The organism is Microbacterium sp. SL75 (genome assembly GCF_026625865.1).
Taxonomy (GTDB): Bacteria; Actinomycetota; Actinomycetes; order Actinomycetales; family Microbacteriaceae; genus Microbacterium.
Map to the genome: position 1 here is coordinate 3264680 of NZ_CP113067.1, position 18958 is coordinate 3283637.

Sequence of the window (18958 nt, forward strand, 5' to 3'; positions counted from 1 at the left end):
CCGATCGGCCACTTCCCGAAAATTTCACGGAGCTTGAAACCGGATGAGACGCGCCAAGATCGTCGCAACACTCGGGCCCGCCACGTCGTCGTATGAGATGGTTCGCGCCATCATCGACGCCGGCGTCGATGTCGCCCGCCTGAACCTGAGCCACGGAGACTACTCCGTGCACGACGCCAACTTCGCCAACGTGCGCAAGGCGGCGGAAGACGCCGGACGCCCGGTCGCCGCCCTGGTCGACCTGCAGGGCCCGAAGATCCGTCTCGGCAAGTTCGAGAACGGCCCTCACGACCTGCTTCCCGGCGACATCTTCAAGATCACCATCGAGGACATCCTCGGCACCAAGGAGATCGTCGGCACCACGTTCAAGGGCCTGCCCCAGGACGTTCGCCCCGGCGACTTCCTGCTCATCGACGACGGCAAGGTCCGCGTCGAGGTCGTCGAGACCGACGGCACCGTCGTCACCACCAAGGTCATCGTCGGCGGCCCGGTCTCCAACAACAAGGGCATCAACCTGCCCGGCGTGGCCGTGAACGTCCCCGCCCTGAGCGAGAAGGACGAGGCGGACCTCCGCTGGGGCCTGAACGCCGGCGCCGACCTCATCGCCCTCTCGTTCGTCCGCGATGCGAAAGACATCGAGCGCGTGCACGAGATCATGGCCGAAGAGGGACGCTACGTGCCCGTCATCGCCAAGATCGAGAAGCCGCAGGCGGTCGACAACCTCGAAGAGATCATCGACGCGTTCGACGGCATCATGGTCGCCCGCGGCGACCTCGGCGTCGAGCTGCCGCTCGAGGCCGTGCCGATCGTGCAGAAGCGCGCGGTCGAGCTGGCCCGCCGCATGGCGAAGCCCGTCATCGTCGCGACGCAGATGCTCGAGTCGATGATCACCAGCCCGGTTCCCACGCGCGCCGAGACCAGCGACGTCGCCAACGCCGTCCTCGACGGCGCGGACGCGGTCATGCTCTCGGGTGAGACCAGCGTGGGCGACTACCCGGTCGTGGTCGTCGAGACCATGGCCCGCATCGTCGCCTCGACCGAGGAGCACGGCCTGGAGCGCATCGCGCCCCTGACCAACAAGCCCCGCACGCAGGGTGGCGCCATCACCCTCGCCGCCGTCGAGGTCGCCGACTTCGTCGAGGCGAAGTTCCTCTGCGTCTTCACCGAGTCGGGAGACTCGGCGCGTCGCATGTCGCGTCTGCGATCGACCATCCCGATGATCGCGTTCACGCCCGAGCCCGGCATCCGCCGTCGTCTCGCGCTGACGTGGGGTGTGCGTTCGACCCTGGTCGAGCACGTGTCGCACACCGACAAGATGTTCCTGCAGGTCGACGACTATCTCCTGAGCCACAAGCTGGCCGAGGTGGGAGACAAGGTCGTCGTGATCTCGGGTTCCCCTCCCGGAATCGCTGGCTCGACGAACGACCTGCGCGTGCACCGCGTCGGCGACGCCGTCCACGGCGCGGCCCCGGTCTACAAAGAGGTTTGACCCTCGAAGGCGCGCGCCGGGTCCGCCCGGCGCGCGTCTTCGCGTTCCCACCCCGGCGTCCACGCCGGTAAGTTGGGTACGCAACACCTGCCGGTGTGGCGGAATGGCAGACGCGGGGCACTCAAAATGCTCTGTCGAAAGACGTGTGGGTTCGAGTCCCACCACCGGTACCCGAGACAGCACCCGAGCGATCGGGCTGTGATCCGGGGCTTCACGCCCCACCAGACTTAGGATGGTTCCGTGACTGATCAAGAAGCCGTTCCGGCCAACGCTCCGGCCGCCCCCCGACGCGTCGTGGTCGCGGAAGACGAGTCGCTCATCCGCCTCGACATCGTCGAGATCCTCCGCGACAACGGCTTCGACGTCGTGGGCGAGGCCGGCGACGGCGAGACCGCCGTCCAGCTCGCCACCGAGCTTCGTCCCGATCTCGTGATCATGGACGTCAAGATGCCGCAGCTCGACGGGATCAGCGCCGCCGAGAAGCTCAGCAAGAACCACATCGCCCCCGTCGTGCTCCTCACCGCTTTCAGCCAGAAGGAGCTCGTCGAGCGCGCCAGCGAGGCCGGCGCCCTGGCGTACGTCGTGAAGCCGTTCACGCCGAACGACCTGCTCCCCGCGATCGAGATCGCCCTCGCTCGCTACGAGCAGATCATCACGCTCGAGGCCGAGGTCGCCGATATGGTCGAGCGCTTCGAGACCCGCAAGCTCGTGGACCGCGCGAAGGGCCTGCTCAACGAGAAGATGGGGCTGAGCGAGCCCGAGGCTTTCCGCTGGATCCAGAAGGCGTCGATGGACCGCCGCCTCACCATGCAGGACGTCGCCAAGGCGATCATCGAGCAGCTGGCCCCCAAGAAGGCCTAGTCAGAACCCTCCGTCAAATGGATGCCGCTTCGGTGGCATCCATTTTTCGTTTCGGCGTGTACCGGGTGGGGCCTGAATCGTGGGGTCCACCGTGACATCGGGTCGGAGAAGAACCCTTCGACGAGCCCGGGGGCCTCGCGGCGTCAGGGACGCGGGGCGTCCTTGATCATGTTGGTGATGCGGATCGTCGAGCAGCGGCGGCCCTGCTCGTCGGAGACGGCGATCTCGTGCACGGTGAGCGAGCGGCCGAGGTGGACCGGTGTGCACACGCCCGTCACGATCCCCGATGTCGCCGAACGGGTGTGCGTGGCATTGATGTCGATGCCGACGGCGAGCTTGCCCGCCCCGGCGTACAGATTCGCGGCCATGGAGCCGAGCGACTCGCCCAGCACCACGTAGGCGCCGCCGTGCAGCAGGCCGACCGGCTGGGTGTTGCCCTCGACCGGCATGATGGCGACGCTTCGCTCGACCGAGAACTCGACCCACTCGATGCCCATCTTCTCGGCCAGGGCGCCCATTCCGCGCTCCTTCGCCCAGTCGAGGCCGGAAGTCGTGTCGGGGGTCGTGGAGGTCATCATCGCCTTCGATCGGGCCGGGGCCGGGGGAGTGTCCGTGGTTCTCGTTACGCTGGAGGGGTGACGGATGCCGAAAAGCCTACTCTCCTCGTCGTCGACGGCCATTCGCTGGCGTATCGGGCGTTCTACGCCCTGCCGGTCGACAACTTCTCGACGAAGGACGGCCAGCACACCAACGGCATCTACGGCTTCCTGTCGATGTTCGTCAACCTCGTCAAGGCCGAGAAGCCCACGCACCTCGCCGTGGCGTTCGACACCTCGCGCCAGTCGTTCCGCACCCGCGAGTACGCCGAGTACAAGGCGAATCGCAGCGAGTCGCCCGCCGAGTTCAAGGGCCAGATCCCTCTCCTGCAGGACTGCCTGCGTGCGATGGGCGTGCCGGTGCTCGCGAAAGAAGACTTCGAGGCCGACGACATCCTCGCGACCCTCGCCACACAGGGTGAGCAACAGGGCTTCGAGGTGCTCGTGTGCTCGGGCGACCGCGACACGATCCAGCTGGTCACCGACGACGTGACGCTGCTCTACCCGAACGTGCAGGGCGTCTCGCAGCTCAAGCGGTACGACACCGCCGCCGTGATCGAGAAGTACGGCCTGCCGCCCGCGCAGTACCCCGAGATCGCGGCGCTGGTCGGCGAGACCAGCGACAACCTGCCGGGTGTGCCCAAGGTCGGCGAGAAGACCGCGGTCAAGTGGCTGACGCAGTGGGGCTCGCTCGACGCGCTTCTCGACAACGCCGACAAGATCACTGGTGTGGTGGGCGGCAATCTGCGAGAGCACATCGACGGCGTGCGCCGCAACCGCACCCTCAACCGTCTGCTGCGCGACGTCGAGCTGCCCGTCGGCCCGCGAGACCTCAAGATGCACCCGCTCGACGCCCAGGCGGTGCGCGACATCTTCGCGCGCCTCGAGTTCCGCACCCTGCTGCCGCGCGTGTTCGACGCGCTCGGTGGCGACGCCGGCGAGGGAGAGGAACAGCGCCCCACCGCGACCGCTCCGGCCGCCGAGCGTCTCGACGCCGAGGCCCTGGCAGCCTGGGCCGCCGCGGCCGAGGGCCCGGTCGGCGTCACTGTCACGCTCGAGGGCTCGCAGCCCACCGCGATCGGTCTCGCCTCGGCCGACGCCGCGGTCGAGACCGAGTGGACGGATGCCGTGGGCGACGCGCTCGCGTCGTGGCTGGCATCCGATGCCCCCAAGGTGTTCGCCGATGCGAAGCCGCAGATCAAGGCGCTGGCCCGCCGTGGCCTGACCGTCGGCGCTCTCGCGTTCGACGTCGTGCTCGCGGGGTGGCTCGTGCGGCCGAGCTTCCCCGACAAGACTCTCGGCGACCTCGTGGAGCGCGTGCTCGACGAGAAGCTCCCCGTGGCGGATCCCACTCAGCTCGTCCCCGAGACCGAGGGGGCGACCCCCGGGCAGCTGTCGTGGTTCGCCCGCCGGGTGGCCGAGGCCCAGCGGGCCGAGCTCCCCGGCCGCGTCGCCGAGGTGCTGGACGACATCGAGCTGCCCACGCTCACGGCCCTGGCCGACATGGAGCTCGCCGGCGTCGCCGTCTCGCACGAGAAGCTGTCGAGCTTCTCGAGCGAGCTGGCCGCCCGCGCCGACGCCCTGGCGCGCGACGCCTACGCAGCGATCGGTCATGAGGTCAACCTCGGCTCGCCGAAGCAGCTGCAAGAGGTGCTGTTCGACGAGCTGCAGCTGCCGAAGACCCGCAAGACGAAGAGCGGGTACACGACGGATGCCGCGGCCCTCGCCGACCTGCAAGAGAGCGCCGACCACCCCTTCCTCGACCTGCTGCTGCGCCACCGTGAGGCGACGAAGCTGAAGCAGATCATCGACGCCCTCGACGCGGCGACCGGTGCGGACGGCCGCATCCACACCACCTACGTGCAGACCGGCAGCCAGACCGGGCGTCTGTCGAGCACCGACCCGAACCTGCAGAACATCCCGATCCGCACCGAAGAGAGCCGGCGCATCCGCGCCGCGTTCGAAGTCGGCGAGGGCTACGAGACGCTGCTCACGGCCGACTACTCGCAGATCGAGATGCGCATCATGGCGCACCTCTCCGGCGACCCGGGGCTCATCGAGGCGTTCAACTCCGGTGAAGACCTCCACCGCTTCGTTGGCGCGCGCGTCTTCGGCGTCGAACCCAAAGACGTCACCCCGGCGATGCGCACCAAGGTCAAGGCGATGTCGTACGGCCTCGTCTACGGGCTCTCGGCGTTCGGGCTGTCGAAGCAGCTGCGCATCGAGCAGTCCGAAGCCAAGAAGCTCATGCTCGAGTACTTCGCCCGCTTCGGCGCGGTGCGCGATTACCTGCGGGGCTCGGTCGAGCAGGCGCGGCAGGACGGCTACACCGAGACCATCTTCGGTCGGCGCCGCCCGTTCCCCGACCTCACGAGCATGAACCGCGTCCTTCGCGAGAACGCCGAGCGCGCGGCTCTCAACGCCCCCATCCAGGGCAGTGCCGCCGACATCATGAAGGTCGCCCTGTTCCGCATCCGCGACGAGCTCGCGGCCGCGGGCCTGCGTTCGCGCGTGCTGCTGCAGATCCATGACGAGCTCGTCGTCGAGGTGGCGGCGGGGGAGTGGGATGCCGTCGAGCAGATCGTCCGCGCACGCATGGCCGACGCGGCCGACCTCTCCGTGCCGCTCGACGTGCAGATCGGCCGCGGCGGCGACTGGGACGAAGCGGGGCACTAGCGGCTCCGGCCGCCCGCGCCCGCGAACCTACGGCCCGGCGAACCGGCTGACCGGAGGAGATCCCGAGAACGGGAGCACCCACGATGGCCACAGGCTCCTCTGTTCCCGGATCTCCTCCCGTCAGCTCACTCCGCGCCGCTGCGCACGGGGGGGGGGACGTGCGGACCGGTCCCAGCTTCCCTAGGCTCGGAGGATGACTGACGCACAACGCACCCCCACGCCGATCGACACGATCGCCGACGCGTGGGTCGACACCCTGGCCGAGCGTGAACCGACTCTCGCGACCTACATCGGGCGTTTCGAGCACAACGGACGCTTCGGCGACTACAGCCCCCAGGGTGCCGAGGCCCTCATCGCCGACGCCCGCGCGACCAAAGCGGCCCTCGACGGCGCCGACGCAGTCGATGCGATCGACACCGTCACCAAGATGGACCTGGGCCGCGAGCTCGCGCTGATGATCGAGCAGCACGAGGCGAAGACGCACCTGCGCGACCTGAACGTCATCGCGTCTCCCGCGCAGGACATCCGCTCGACCTTCGACCTCATGCCGACGGCGACCGTCGACGATTGGTCGACCATCTCGGCGCGACTCAAGGCCCTGCCGGGTGCGATCGACGGCTACATCTCGACCCTTCGTCAGGGCATCAGCGAGGGCATCGTTCCCGCTCGCCGCCAGGTGACCGAGGTGGTCACGCAGATCGCCCGCTACACCTCCGACACGGGGTTCTTCGCCGAATTCGTGGGCGAGGCTGCTCCCGACGAGGGCCAGCTGCCGGCATCCCTCGCTCGAGACCTCTCGACCCACGCCAACGCCGCACGCGTCGCGTACGACTCGCTGGCGTCGTTCCTGTCGTCGGAGCTCGCTCCCGTGGCGGGCGAGACCGACGCGGTCGGGCGCGAAATGTACGCACTGCACTCCCGGCACTTCCTGGGCGCCGAGATCGACCTCGACGAGACCTACGAGTGGGGCGTCGAGGAACTCGCGCGAATGGTCGCCGAGCAGGAGGCCATCGCGAACGAGATCCTGCCCGGCGCCACCGTCGAAGAGGCGGTGGCCTTCCTCGAGCAGGACGAGTCGCGCAAGCTCCGCGGCACGAAGGCCCTGCAGGAATGGATGCAGCGAACGAGCGACAAGGCCGTCGAGGAGCTCGGTCGCACGCACTTCGACATCGCCGAACCCATCCGCAACCTCGAGTGCATGATCGCGCCCACGAACGAGGGCGGGATCTACTACACCGGCCCGACCGACGACTTCTCGCGACCGGGACGCATGTGGTGGTCGGTCCCCGAGGGCGTCGACACGTTCGACACCTGGCGCGAGCTGACCACGGTCTACCACGAGGGCGTTCCCGGGCACCACCTCCAGATCGCGCAGGCCGTGTACAACCGCGCACAGCTCAACTCGTGGCGGCGCCTTCTCGCGGGCACGAGCGGCCACGCCGAGGGCTGGGCGCTCTACGCCGAGCGCCTCATGGAGCAGCTGGGCTACCTCGACGATCCCGCCGATCGCCTCGGCATGCTCGACGGGCAGCGCATGCGCGCCGCCCGCGTGGTGCTCGACATCGGCGTGCACCTGCAGAAGCCGCGCCTGGACGGCACCGGAGTGTGGGATCACGACTACGCTCTGGCGTTCATGCTGAAGAACGTGAACATGAGCGAGGAGTTCGTGCGCTTCGAGGTGAACCGCTACCTCGGCTGGCCCGGACAGGCGCCGTCGTACAAGGTCGGTCAGCGCATCTGGGAGCAGGTGCGCGACGAAGAGGAGCAACGCCGCGGTTCCGACTTCTCGATGAAGCAGTTCCACACGCGCGCGCTGGACATCGGCGGGGTCGGTCTCGACACGCTGCGCGCAGCGCTGGCATCCGCCTGATCTCCCCGAGGGGCGTCGCCGAGTCGGCGCCCCTCGGCGATGCGGGGGAATACCCCGTCGTCGCGTAAAGTTCATTCATCCGAATGCAAGGAGACCCCATGGACGCCCGTTCCCTCGAGCTCGGCCTCGACACCTTCGGAGACATCTCACGCGCCCCCGACGGGTCGCTGCTGTCCGATGCACAGACCATCCGAAACGTCGTGGACCAGGCCGTTCTGGCCGACGAGGTCGGTCTGTCGTTCTTCGGAGTGGGCGAGCACCACCGCAAGGACTTCGCGGTCACCAGCCCCGAGATCGTCCTGGCCGCGGCCGCCGCGCGGACGAAGAACATCCACCTCGGCACCGCGGTGACCGTGCTCTCGAGCGACGACCCCGTGCGCGTGTACGAGCGCTTCGCCACCCTGGATGCCATCTCGAACGGGCGCGCCGAGGTCATCCTCGGGAGGGGCTCCTTCATCGAGTCGTTCCCCCTCTTCGGCTACGACCTCGCCGATTACGAGCAGCTGTTCGAAGAGAAGCTGGAGCTGTTCTCGCACCTGCTGACTGAGAAGCCCGTCACCTGGTCGGGTCGCACGCGCGCCGCGCTCCAGGATGCCGATGTGTACCCCAAGACCGAGACGGGTCTGACCGCGTGGGTCGGCGTCGGCGGCTCGCCGGAGTCGGTCGTGCGCACGGCCCGCTACGGCTACGGTCTCGTGCTCGCCATCATCGGCGGCTCGGCTGCCCGATTCCGCCCCTACGCCGACCTGTATCGCCGTTCGCTGGCAGAGCTCGGCAAACCCCAGATGCCGATCTCGGTGCACTCGCCCGGCCACGTCGCCGAGACCGACGAGCAGGCGTGGGACGAGGCTTTCGAGGGCGTCGCCGAGCTCAACAACACCATCGGCCGTGAGCGCGGCTGGCCCGAGTACAACCGCATGCGCTTCCAGCACGACGTGGGGCCCGAGGGGTCGATGTACGTCGGTTCGCCCGAGACCGTCGCCCGCAAGATCGCCGCGACCGTGCGGGCACTGGGCAACTCACGCTTCCAGATGAAGATCGCGAGCGGGTCCATCTCGCACGACCGGCTCCTGTCGAGCATCGAGTTGTACGGCACCAAGGTGCGTCCTCTCGTCGAAGTGATGCTCGCCGACACCCCCGCGTCGGCCGACGCCCCCGGCATCCGGTGACCACGACCACCGACACCATTCGGGTGTCCGAACGTCTCGACGCGCTGCCGTTCACCCGTCGTCACGGGCGGATCCTGGGCGGGTCGGGTCTGGGGTGGGCCCTGGATGCCATGGACGTGGGCCTCATCTCGTTCGTCATCGCGGCCCTCAGCGTGCAGTGGCAGCTGGCGCCGACGCAGGCGTCGTGGATCGCGTCGGCGGGCTTCGCCGGTATGGCGATCGGGGCGAGCGTCGGCGGGCTGCTGGCCGACCGGTTCGGGCGCCGCTACGTCTTCGCGCTGACCCTGCTGGTCTACGGTGCAGCGACCGGTGCGAGTGCGCTGGTGGGCGGTCTGGCAGCGCTCCTCGTGCTCCGCTTCGTCGTCGGTCTCGGGCTCGGGGCCGAGCTGCCGGTGGCCTCGACGTACGTCAGCGAGTTCGCGCCCGCGCGTATGCGGGGCCGGCTCATCGTCTTCCTGGAGGCGTTCTGGGCCGTCGGGTGGACCGCGGCGGCGCTGATCGGCTACCTCGTCGTGCCGTCGTCCGCCGACGGCTGGCGCTGGGCCTTCGCGCTCGGTGCGATCCCCGCGGTGTACGCCCTGATCGTGCGGTGGGGTCTGCCCGAGTCGCCGCGCTGGCTGGCTTCGCGCGGACGCAACGCCGAGGCGATCGTCATCGTGCGCGATCTCGAAGCCGCGGCCGGTCGCATCGCCCTCGAGGCCTCGACGGAGGGGGTCGCGCCCTCCGCTCCAGCCCCGCGTCCGCGCGTGAGGGCGCTCTGGGCCCCGGCGCTGCGGGCTCGCACGGTGGCCCTGTGGGTGCTGTGGTTCTGCGTGAACTTCTCGTACTACGGGGCGTTCATCTGGATCCCCACGATCCTCGTCGCCCAGGGGTACGACCTCGTGCGTTCGTTCGGATTCACCCTCGTCATCACGCTCGCGCAGCTGCCCGGTTACGCGGTCGCCGCCTGGCTCATCGAGGTCTGGGGGCGGCGCGCGACACTCGCGGCTTTCCTCGCCGGTTCCGCCGTGGCCGCGGTGCTCTTCGGCACGGCAACCGGTGAGGTCGCGGTGATCGCCGCGGGCATGGCGCTGTCGTTCTTCAACCTCGGCGCCTGGGGCGCGCTCTACGCCGCGACCCCCGAGACATACCCCACGCCGCTGCGCGCCACCGGCTCCGGCTGGGCCGCGGGCGTCGGGCGGATCGCGTCGATTCTCGCGCCGCTCGCCGTGCCGCCGTTGCTCGGACTCGGGGGCGCCCCGCTGCTGTTCATCGTTTTCGCGGCGTTCTTCGCGGTGGCCGTGGTGGCGGCACTGTTCCTGCGCGAGCAGCGCGGGCGGGCTCTCGCCTAGATCACCCCGAGGCGTCGCGGAGGTGTTCTCCGCTCGGGCCTCCGGCCGCACGACGGGACCCGTCCCGGAGGGCAGCCGTTGCCTGCGACCGCATCGCGCCCGCGTAGGCTCGAGCCATGGCATCCGTCCGCTACGTCGCGATCGGCGACTCGTTCACCGAAGGCGTCGGCGACGAACTGCCCGACGGCACCGTCCGGGGCTGGGCCGATCTGGCGGCGCAGGGATGGGCGGATGCCGCGGGGGAGCCGATCGAGTACGCGAACCTCGCGATCCGCGGCAGGCTCATCGAGCCGATCGTCGCTCAACAGCTCGAGCCCGCGCTGGCGCTGAAGCCGACGCACCTGTCGTTCAACGGCGGCGGCAACGACATGCTGCGTCCACGAACGGGCATCGACCGCATCGTCGACCTCTTCGACCACGTCGTGCGCCGCTGCGATGAAGAGGGCGTCAAGCTCATCGTGCTGTCGGGCGCGAACCCCACGGCCGGGCTTCCTCTCGGCAAGGTCATCGAAGCCCGCGGTGATCGCCTCTCGCGCGCCGTCGAGAAGCGCCTCGAGGGCCGGTCCGATGTGATCACGGCGTACAACTGGTTCGACCGCAAGCTCGCGGGCGGGGAGTTCTGGTCGGTCGACCGGCTGCACATGAACGCGCGCGGTCATCACCGGGTCGCCGCGCGCGTGATCGAGTCGGTCGGCCTCACCCCGCCCACGGAGTGGTGGAACCTGCGCGAGATCCCCGAAGCCCAGCGTCTGAAGGGCACCGCCTATTACCGCGAGCACGTCGGCCCCTGGGTCCGCCGGCGTCTTACGGGCACCTCGTCGGGCGACAACCGTCAGGCGAAGTTCGGCGGCGGGTGGGTGGAGCTGACGCCGGGGGATTGAGCGACGTCGTCCTCGGATCGCCGGGTCTCGGCATCCGCTGATCTCTGCGCACATGCCCTCGTCGAGATGCGCCCCCTGCGAGACTGTGCGCGGGGGGAACATATGAAGAGAACCGTTTTTGCGCTCATCGTCGCTGTCGCGACCGTCGCCACCACCACGAGCTGCGCGGCGCACGCCGCAGGCGCATCGGGGCCGACACCGACCCCGAGCATCGCTGCGTCGTACGCATGCCCCACGATGGAGGGCGTACAGCTGCCGCCGGAGTGCGCTCCCTACGATCCGGATGCGGCGATGGCGGCGAACGAACGGTATCGCGACCGGATGAGCATCGACGACGACGCGCGCGCGGCCGCCGAGGATGTCTCGGCCGATATCGTCGCCGTGCTGCGGACGGCAGCCAAGGAGAAGGAGCTGTCGGCCGAGGAGGTCGCCACGCTGCTCGACGAGGGGGGAGCGCTGTCGCCGCAGGTGCGCGCCGAGGCGAACAGCGTGCTTTTCGCGGCGACCGGGCCGCAGGGCGGCTGCCTTTTCGGAGAGGTGTCCGGCACCTCCGTCTCGGTCGAGATCGGCGGCTACATCCTCGACGGTGGGTGCCTGCCTGCGCAGTGAGCGGGAGACCGGGGCGGCGTCAGCCCCTCAGCGACCGCGGCACTCCGCGGTCAGCGAGTCCGCAGGACTCGTGCATCAACTCGACGATCACGGGGAGATCGAAAGACGGGCTACCGGCGGGGACCGCTTCGACACGGTATGTATCACCGTCCACATCAACCCGATAGTCTCCGGCGGCGAAGGGGTGCTCGCCGCCGCGCAGAGAGCCGCTGTCCACCTTGGTAGCCAGCAGACCGTCCGTCCGGAGGACATCCACCGTCGTGTGCCGCCACGGCGTGCTCTCGCGGACGACGTATCCCGTCGCACACCCGTTCGCGTTGAGCGGCACCACCGAGCTCTCCAAGAACAGGGCCACCAGAATCCCCGCGGGGATGATTGCGCAGAAGGCGAGGAAGCGTAGCGGGAGGAAGAGCACCAACCACCACCGCGGTGCCGGTATCGCGCAGACAAGCGCGAAGAAGGCGACGGCGGACGCCATCCACGCTGCCACGACGATCTTGCCCGCATCCCATGACCCCACGAGCAACTCGGTCTTGCCGTCGCCCTGCCGGGAGAGAGCCCCCACGCCGGTGATGATCGCGATGGCTAACGCCAGCAGCGTGGCAGCGACGAGGATGACGAGCCCTCGCCACGGGCGGGCGGATTGCTGTCGAACCGGTGAGGCGGGGACGTCGGTCACCCGCCCCACCCTGGCAGCATCCCCTGGACAACCCCCGCACACCGAACCCATGGGATCCGAGGCGCATGATGAGACCATGACTCTCGCACTCGTCACCGGAACCACCAGCGGCATCGGCATGCACACCGCGATCCAGCTCGCGCAACGGGGGGTGACGGTCGTCGCCACCGTCCGCGACACCGCGCGCGCCGACGCCCTGCGCTCCGCGGCATCCGAGGCGGGTGTCGAGCTCGACATCCGGGCCCTGGATGTGACGGATGCCGAGGGCGCCCGCGCCCTGATCGAGGCCACGGGCCCCGTGGACATCCTCGTGAACAACGCCGGGCGCGGCGCCGTGGGCACCCTCGAACAGGTGAGCGACGACGAGCTGCAGGAGCAGCTCGAGACGAACTACCTCTCGGTCGCGCGTCTGACCCGTCTCGTCCTCCCCGATATGCGTGAGCGGGGGAGCGGCCGCATCGTGACGGTGACGAGCGTCGGGGGAGCGGTGGGGCAACCGTTCTCCGACGCGTACTGCGGCGCGAAGTTCGCCGTCGAGGGTCTCATGCAGTCGCTCGCCCCGGTGGTCGCCCCCTTCGGAGTCGATGTGTCGATCGTCGAACCGGCCGCCGTCGCCTCGTCGTTCGTCGACTCGGTGCACCGCGCCGCCCCCGGCCCGTACGCGGAACTGCAGCAGGCGTACCTCGACCGCGCGGCGACCTCGTTCGCATCGGCGCAGTCGGCGGAGGACGCTGCGAAGACCGTCGTCGAGGCCGCCACCACCTCGGCCCCGCGGTTCCGCTGGCAGACCTCGGATGCCGCGACCCAGTTCGCCGGCCTGTCGCTGGGCGACCTCGACGGTTCGAGTGTGCTGAACGTGACGTCGGGGTGGGTGCAACGCGACTGAGGGGTCGCCCCGTTCGCGGGGGCGCCCCGCCCCGCCTGATCGCCCCGCGGTCAGTACAGAAGGGCCGCCGGCTCGAGGTGGGAGGTCTGGTCACCCACCAGGGAGAGTTCGCGCGGATCGATCTTGCGGACCTCGGCCGTGTCGGCCAGGTCGTCGAGACTGATCCAGAAGATGTTGGGGCTCCGCGTCGAACCGAAGTAGTAGACCCGATTGGTCAGGTCGGCGCCGGCGCGCCACCACGTGGGGTAGACGTCGCCCGTCGAGTACGGTGCGCCGTAGGGGACCGAGACGTTGGCGATGAGCTGGAATACCCCCGCCACGGCCTCCTCGGTGTTCTCCGGCTCGGGCAGGTAGTGCAGGAAGTACGCCGAACGCACGAACCTGTCGGCCGAGGTGATGTCACCGGGCGGCTGGAGTTCGCCGCCGAAAGGTCGGTATCGCGACAGGTTCTCCAGCTGCTTGTCGAGCGTGGGGGAGTTGGCCATGACCGTGTACTCGGGGCCGTGGTGCACGACGAGCTCACCTCCGAGCGGCTCGATGATCGCCGAGTCGCCGGTCGGATCCTCGATCGCGATGTGCACCCCGAGCTGCATGCCGCGGAACTCCGGCGAAGTGATGCGCACGCGGCCGATATGCGCGACGGCCTCGGCGACGGTGGCGAAGTTGTCGAGCAGATACTGCACCCAGAGAGCATTGGCGACAGAGGGGCGCCCGTCCGGCTCGGGAAATGCGACGTCCTCGGGATCGAGGTACAGGGCGTGCGCCCCGAGTCCCTTCTCGTTCAGCCCGTCGACGGTGCCGAGGCCCCACATGCTCGTGACGACGCTCGAGTACGACGACGTCCAGGCCAGCGAGTGATCATCGGCGCGACCGTCGCGGGCCGTGCCGCGGGGAACGAACCACAGTTCGGGTTCGTCGCTCACCGCCCAGTCCATGCAGCGACTGACCGTCTTGGCGACGTCGTTCGTGTTCCAGAGGATTCGTGTGCACACGCGTGCAGCGTATCCCGTCGCCGCGGGGCGATATGGTGCAGAAATGCCCGACATCACGGAGACCCGACCGACCAGCCCCTGGGGGTGGGTCGGCATGTGGGTGCGCGAGGAGAAGTTCTGGCGCGACATCGGCGCGCGCGTGCTCGCGGGCGTGATCACCGCGGCCGTCGTCTACTCCGGCGCCCTGCTCCTCGGGTACCTGCACACGCCCGAGATCGGGGCAGGTCTTCTGCTGGCTCTCGGCATCGTCGCGTGCGGCGTCCTGGTCACGGGTAGCGTTCACCTGCTCCGGAGCGCCCGAGCACGGGGCCGCGCGGGAAGCTCGCGAAGCTGGCACATCATCGTGGCGATCGTGCTGCTGCTCGCATCGGTTGCCATCGCGATCGGCATAGCAACGGACCTGCTGCGCTAGCCCTCGTCTTCCTTGGCGCTTACGACGGCACGGCCGGCGGATCCCATGAGCACACAGCATCCGCCAGCTCCGCTACCGTCGACCGGCTGTCGAGATGGAGCACCGGCTTACCCGTCGCCGCGAGCCACGTGTCGTGCTCGAAACGGTTGCGGCCGTCGAAGGTGGGTTCGTCGTACCCCTCGGCCCACGTTCTGAACACGCGCCAGGCCTCGTCGTCGTGCGGCTGACCTCTGCGGCGGATGACCTCGCGCGCTTCGAGCCGACGCAGGCGTTCCGTGGGGTCCAGGGTGAGGAAGACGATCGCGTCGCACTCGGCGACGACCGACTCGCCCCACCCGAGCATCGACCCGGAGAGTACCCAGGCGGGGCGCGACACGAAGATCTCGCGCATCAGCGCGACCCTCTGCATCTCGTCCCTCTTCTGGAGGAACGGGGGAGTGGTCGGCATCCAGAAGTAGTCGTCCGCATCGGCGTGCGGAACCGCCCACCGCGCGGCCAGCGCGTGACCCAGCGTGGTCGTTCCGCTGCCGCTCGCGCCCAGGATGTGCAGGCGGGAAACATTCATCTCGCCGGGTCCCGTCAGGGCAGGATGCTGTCGACGTACCCGCCGTCGACGCGCAGAGCACCGCCGGTGGTCGCCGAGGTCGATGCCGACGCGAGCTCGATCGTCATGGTGCTGCTCATTCCGGTTTCCACCCTTCGTCGCTTTCGACGCCAGCCCGAGAGGCCTGGGGGAGGTCCGCGGAGCGGCATCAACTCATCAGACTTTAATCAAGACACCTCGCGAGCACACGTGTGCCTGCCATAGAGTTATCGGGCGATAACAACGATCTCGAAAGCGAGGATCGCGATGACCCGCAACCAGATCTTCACCCGCCGGCGCGCGGCCAGCCGGGCAACGACCGCGCTTGCCGCCTGCCTCGTCGGCGCATCCCTTCTTGCCGGATGCGCCATCGCCATCGACGACACGCACGACGCACTCACCCCGGGCGAGGACTCATCTTCGAACGACATGGACGTCTCCGACGGCGTGGGGACCCTATCCACGACGACCCCCTTCCCACGCATCACGAGTTGCGATCAGGTCGCCGGCGCGCTTGCGTCCTTCGTGAGCGGCATGACGCTGGTCGGCGAGAGCATCGCCGATGACGGCGTGCTCTGCCAGTGGGCCGCGCCCGACGAAGGCCCCTTCGCCAGCGTGACCGTGGCTGCCGCCGATGACGTTCCGACCCGTGACGCGCTGGAGATGCAGGGCACGATGCTCCACCTCACTCCGACGCGCATCGACGACCCGCGCCTGGACGATGTCCGTGGACTCGGCGTCCGGTGGACGACGGACGGCGCGCCCGACAGCCCCGGATACTCCAATGTGTACGTGCCCGGAGTGTCGATCGAACTGCATGATGGTCGGCACGGCGGCTCGGGCGCCGAGTCCTACGCACCCAGCGATGACACCACGGTGACCGTCGCGCTCGCAGTGCTCGGCCTCTGACGTGTCAGCATCACCTGACGCCTGCCCGATCGCGCCAGGGACATGACGGGGAGGGCTTCGTCGGTTCAAGCTGACATAATGTGCATTATCGGCGCACACGCATCGCGCCACCGGCCGTCCCGCGACGACGCATAAACGCTCCGAGCGACCAGAAACGCGAGCACAGCGTGTTTTTGGTCGCTGGGAGCGTTTATGCGTCGGGATCAGGGCCCGACGGCGCGGCTCATGCCTCAGCGGAGCCCGCTGATCGACCTCGACCCTGCACCGACCCCATGGCGCGACGACGGCATCCATCAACGCTTCCCGCGCGCACAAACACGAGCACAGCGCGTTCATGTGCGCAGATCGCGTTCATGCGTGCGTCGGCCGGCCCTTCAGCCGAGAACCTCCGCCAGGAACGCCTTCATCGCCGTCCAGCTCCGGCGCTCCGCGACGGCCTGGAACTGCGCTCCGTGCTCGGGGGCGTCGGCATCCGGAAGCGTGAACGCGTGCAGGGCGTTGGCGTACGAGACCACCTGCCAGTCCACCGACGGCGCGGTGCGCAGGTCGTTCTCAAAGGCGAGCAGGGCGTCGTCGGGAACGACGGGGTCGGCGGCCCCGTGGAGGACGAGCAGCTTCGCGGTGATTCGTTCCGCCTCGCCCGCCGGTCCGGTCAGCAATCCGCCGTGGAAACTCACCACCGCATCGACGGCGGCGCCCGTGCGGGCGAGCTCGAGCACGGACGAACCGCCGAAGCAGTAGCCGATCGCCGCGGTGCGCTGCGAGTCGACCGAGGGTTGCGAGATCATCTGGTCGAACGCCTCGGTCATCCGCTTACGCCACAGCGGCCGGTCTTGATAGAACCCTCCGGCGACAGCCGCGGCCTCTTCCGCCGACGGGCGCACGTCCGCGCCGTACACATCCGCCGCGAAGCCCGTGTAGCCGAGGCGAGCGAGCATGTCGCAGCGCATGCGCACGTAGTCGGTCACTCCGAGCCAGTCGTGGACGACGAGGACTCCCGGGTGTCGCTCCTCCCCTGCCGGTCGAGCGAGGTATCCGCGGTAGTCGACCCCGTCGACGCGGTAATCGACATCAAACGATTCGATACCGGATGCCGGGGCGGGTTCGCGATCAAGGATGCCGGAGAGGGCGGCGGAGTACATGGTCATGCGGTTCTCCAGGGGGTGAGGAATCGTGTCGTTCGGAGACTAAACCCCCGACGCCGGAGACAGCCGGGTCTTGCCCCTCAGCGCCGACAGACGAAGAACAGCCGCCGCGCGTCGTCTGAAATCGGCTGATCGCGCCCACCGCTCGCCTCGACCCGTGCGAAGCCGGCGTCTGCCAGCATCGCCCGCACCTCCGACAGAGCCACGGCGTACTCGGCGATCCTGTCTTCGACGACCGTGTCCTCGCGCTCGATCCGCACGTGCCAGTCGAAGCGGTCGTCACCGACGGCGTGAATACGCATCGACACCGTTGCCCCGTCGGCCTCGGCGGTGTGCTCCTCGCCGGCATCCATCCTCAAACGACCGAGGGTGTTCATGTCGAACAGGAACACCCCGTCGTCCGCCAGGTGCACCGCGGCCGTGGCGAAGACCGAGGGCCAATCGCTGCCGGGCAGGTGATTGATCGTGTCGTAGACGCACGCAACCACGTCGAACGTGCGTCCCAGCGACAGCGACCGGATGTCGGCTGCGACGAACGCGGCATCCATTCCCTTCGTCCGGGCGATCTCGAGCATCTCGGGCGAGACGTCGACGCCCACCTTCTCCCACTCCGCGGGCAGCAGCTCGAGGACGGCTCCGGTGCCGCAGCCGAGCTCGAGCAGCGAACCCGGCACGACCCCCGACTCCCCCGCACGCCGTTCGACCCACCCGGCGAAGGCCTCGGCCGCCCCGCTCTGGACGGTGTCGTAGAAGGGTGCGAACTCGGAGTACATGGGCCTCATCCCACCACGACGTCACGGACGGGACCAAGACCCCCGCTACGCTCGAAGCGATGACTCCCCCAGCCGCCCCCGTGCCAGCCCTCGGCGCATGAGCGGCGTCTTCACCGGATTCGCCGTCGTCGGACTCGCTGTCGTCGTCGGCTACGTCATCGCCCGCATCGACCTGCTGGGCCCGCACGCGCGACACGTGCTCAGCCGCCTGACGTTCTTCGTCCTCTCGCCGTTCCTGCTGTTCACGGTGCTCGCGAAGGCCGACGTCGCGACGCTGTTCTCGGCGCTGCTTCCGGTGTCGATGATCACCGCCGCGGTCATCATCGGCGTCTACGCCCTCTTCTCGGCCCTGGTCCTGCGTCGCCGTGTCGGCGAGACGGTGATCGGCGCTCTGTCGGCGGGCCAGGTGAACAGCAACAACATCGGCATCCCGATCTCGCTGTACATGCTCGGGAACGCGGCGTACTCGGCTCCGGTGATCCTGTTCCAGTTGCTGGTGCTCATGCCCATCGCGCTGTCGATCCTGGATGCCGCGACCTCGGGATCCCGCAACATCGGGCGCATCCTCTTGCAGACGGCGAAGAACCCGATGCTCATCGGTTCCGCTCTGGGTGTCCTCGTGGCCCTCCTCGACGTCGACCTGCCGCCCATCGTCTTCGACCCGCTGCACCTCATCGCGGGAGCCTGCGTGCCGGTGCTGCTGATGTCGTACGGCATGTCGCTGTACGGCCAGCGCGTGCTCACCGAGCCGGGGAGGCGTGTCGACGTCGTGATGGCCTCGGCGCTCAAACTCCTCGCGATGCCGGCGTTGGCGTGGCTCGTCGCGACGCTGTTCGCCCTGCCCACCGACCAGGTGTTCATCGTCGTCGTGCTCGCGGCTCTCCCGACGGCGCAGAACGTCTTCAACTTCGCGCAGCGCTACGGAGTCGGCGAGATCCTGTCGCGCGACGTCGTCTTCATCTCCACCCTCGGCTGCCTTCCGGTGCTGTTCACCGTGGCGCTCCTGCTCGAGCACTCCCCCGCGTAGCACCGGTCGCACTCGTCGACCCTCGGGTCTAGGGTGAGACCTGTTCTCAGCTTTTACTCAGAAAGGCTCG

Annotated in this window: 18 protein-coding genes and 1 tRNA gene; 13 read left to right on the top strand and 6 right to left on the bottom strand. The window is 68.8% G+C overall.

The features are described from left to right. Window positions 1-43 precede the first annotated feature (43 nt). The 3 genes from pyk to OVA17_RS15615 all read left to right on the top strand — a co-directional run bounded on the left by pyk (window position 44) and on the right by OVA17_RS15615 (window position 2350). Window positions 44-1489 (top strand): pyruvate kinase, encoded by a 1446-nt coding sequence (pyk, locus tag OVA17_RS15605; protein ID WP_210075209.1) that lies wholly within the window; start codon window positions 44-46, stop codon window positions 1487-1489. 89 nt (window positions 1490-1578) lie between these two features. Next, window positions 1579-1659 (top strand) — tRNA-Leu (locus tag OVA17_RS15610). A gap of 70 nt (window positions 1660-1729) precedes the next feature. Next, on the top strand, window positions 1730-2350 hold the full coding sequence (locus OVA17_RS15615) for an ANTAR domain-containing response regulator (protein WP_115918621.1): 621 nt from the start codon (window positions 1730-1732) through the stop codon (window positions 2348-2350). A gap of 143 nt (window positions 2351-2493) precedes the next feature. Here the strand turns inward: OVA17_RS15615 and OVA17_RS15620 are convergent, their stop codons facing one another. Next, complete coding sequence (locus tag OVA17_RS15620; RefSeq protein ID WP_267787372.1) at window positions 2494-2925, bottom strand: hotdog fold thioesterase; 432 nt, start codon at window positions 2923-2925, stop codon at window positions 2494-2496. Window positions 2926-2985: 60 nt separating this feature from the next. On the opposite strand from OVA17_RS15620, the gene polA reads away from it, so the two are divergent. The 6 genes from polA (at window position 2986) to OVA17_RS15650 (ending at window position 11482) form a co-directional block, all read left to right on the top strand. After that, the gene (gene polA / locus OVA17_RS15625; protein ID WP_267787373.1) at window positions 2986-5622 is read left to right on the top strand and encodes a DNA polymerase I; all 2637 of its coding nucleotides are present in this window, start codon (window positions 2986-2988) and stop codon (window positions 5620-5622) included. Between the two features lie 193 nt (window positions 5623-5815). Continuing rightward, on the top strand, window positions 5816-7492 hold the full coding sequence (locus tag OVA17_RS15630; protein ID WP_267787374.1) for a DUF885 domain-containing protein: 1677 nt from the start codon (window positions 5816-5818) through the stop codon (window positions 7490-7492). A 98-nt stretch (window positions 7493-7590) separates the two neighbouring features. Further along, window positions 7591-8661: an LLM class flavin-dependent oxidoreductase gene (locus OVA17_RS15635; RefSeq protein WP_267787375.1), complete on the top strand. Its 1071-nt coding sequence runs from the start codon at window positions 7591-7593 to the stop codon at window positions 8659-8661. Next, a complete protein-coding gene (locus OVA17_RS15640; RefSeq protein WP_267787376.1) occupies window positions 8658-9992 on the top strand; it encodes an MFS transporter in 1335 nt (444 codons plus the stop codon). The genes OVA17_RS15635 and OVA17_RS15640 overlap by 4 nt, the downstream gene beginning before the upstream one ends. A gap of 116 nt (window positions 9993-10108) precedes the next feature. Continuing rightward, on the top strand, window positions 10109-10873 hold the full coding sequence (locus OVA17_RS15645; RefSeq protein ID WP_267787377.1) for an SGNH/GDSL hydrolase family protein: 765 nt from the start codon (window positions 10109-10111) through the stop codon (window positions 10871-10873). Between the two features lie 237 nt (window positions 10874-11110). After that, on the top strand, window positions 11111-11482 hold the full coding sequence (locus OVA17_RS15650) for a hypothetical protein (RefSeq protein WP_267787378.1): 372 nt from the start codon (window positions 11111-11113) through the stop codon (window positions 11480-11482). 19 nt (window positions 11483-11501) lie between these two features. Here OVA17_RS15650 and OVA17_RS15655 read toward each other — a convergent pair whose 3' ends face one another. Continuing rightward, window positions 11502-12161, bottom strand: a complete 660-nt coding sequence (locus tag OVA17_RS15655; RefSeq protein WP_267787379.1) for a hypothetical protein — start codon at window positions 12159-12161, stop codon at window positions 11502-11504. A gap of 76 nt (window positions 12162-12237) precedes the next feature. Between OVA17_RS15655 and OVA17_RS15660 the strand changes: the two genes are divergently transcribed. Continuing rightward, window positions 12238-13047 (top strand): SDR family oxidoreductase, encoded by an 810-nt coding sequence (locus tag OVA17_RS15660; protein ID WP_267787380.1) that lies wholly within the window; start codon window positions 12238-12240, stop codon window positions 13045-13047. Window positions 13048-13097: 50 nt separating this feature from the next. Here the strand turns inward: OVA17_RS15660 and OVA17_RS15665 are convergent, their stop codons facing one another. Then, window positions 13098-14039, bottom strand: a complete 942-nt coding sequence (locus tag OVA17_RS15665) for a linear amide C-N hydrolase (RefSeq protein WP_267787381.1) — start codon at window positions 14037-14039, stop codon at window positions 13098-13100. Between the two features lie 43 nt (window positions 14040-14082). Between OVA17_RS15665 and OVA17_RS15670 the strand changes: the two genes are divergently transcribed. After that, window positions 14083-14451: a hypothetical protein gene (locus tag OVA17_RS15670; protein ID WP_267787382.1), complete on the top strand. Its 369-nt coding sequence runs from the start codon at window positions 14083-14085 to the stop codon at window positions 14449-14451. Window positions 14452-14470: 19 nt separating this feature from the next. On the opposite strand, the gene OVA17_RS15675 is transcribed toward OVA17_RS15670, so the two are convergent. Next, window positions 14471-15016 carry a hypothetical protein gene (locus OVA17_RS15675; protein ID WP_267787383.1) on the bottom strand — a complete coding sequence of 182 codons (546 nt, stop codon included), beginning with the start codon at window positions 15014-15016 and terminating at the stop codon, window positions 14471-14473. Window positions 15017-15301: 285 nt separating this feature from the next. Here OVA17_RS15675 and OVA17_RS15680 point away from each other — a divergent pair, with 285 nt between their 5' ends. Further along, window positions 15302-15943: a hypothetical protein gene (locus tag OVA17_RS15680; RefSeq protein ID WP_267787384.1), complete on the top strand. Its 642-nt coding sequence runs from the start codon at window positions 15302-15304 to the stop codon at window positions 15941-15943. A gap of 374 nt (window positions 15944-16317) precedes the next feature. Here the strand turns inward: OVA17_RS15680 and OVA17_RS15685 are convergent, their stop codons facing one another. Together OVA17_RS15685 and OVA17_RS15690 are read right to left on the bottom strand one after the other, a co-directional pair. Then, window positions 16318-17091 (bottom strand): dienelactone hydrolase family protein, encoded by a 774-nt coding sequence (locus tag OVA17_RS15685; RefSeq protein ID WP_267787385.1) that lies wholly within the window; start codon window positions 17089-17091, stop codon window positions 16318-16320. 77 nt (window positions 17092-17168) lie between these two features. Next, window positions 17169-17861 carry a class I SAM-dependent DNA methyltransferase gene (locus tag OVA17_RS15690; RefSeq protein ID WP_267787386.1) on the bottom strand — a complete coding sequence of 231 codons (693 nt, stop codon included), beginning with the start codon at window positions 17859-17861 and terminating at the stop codon, window positions 17169-17171. 97 nt (window positions 17862-17958) lie between these two features. Here OVA17_RS15690 and OVA17_RS15695 point away from each other — a divergent pair, with 97 nt between their 5' ends. After that, the gene (locus OVA17_RS15695) at window positions 17959-18888 is read left to right on the top strand and encodes an AEC family transporter (protein WP_267787387.1); all 930 of its coding nucleotides are present in this window, start codon (window positions 17959-17961) and stop codon (window positions 18886-18888) included. Window positions 18889-18958: the final 70 nt, after the last annotated feature.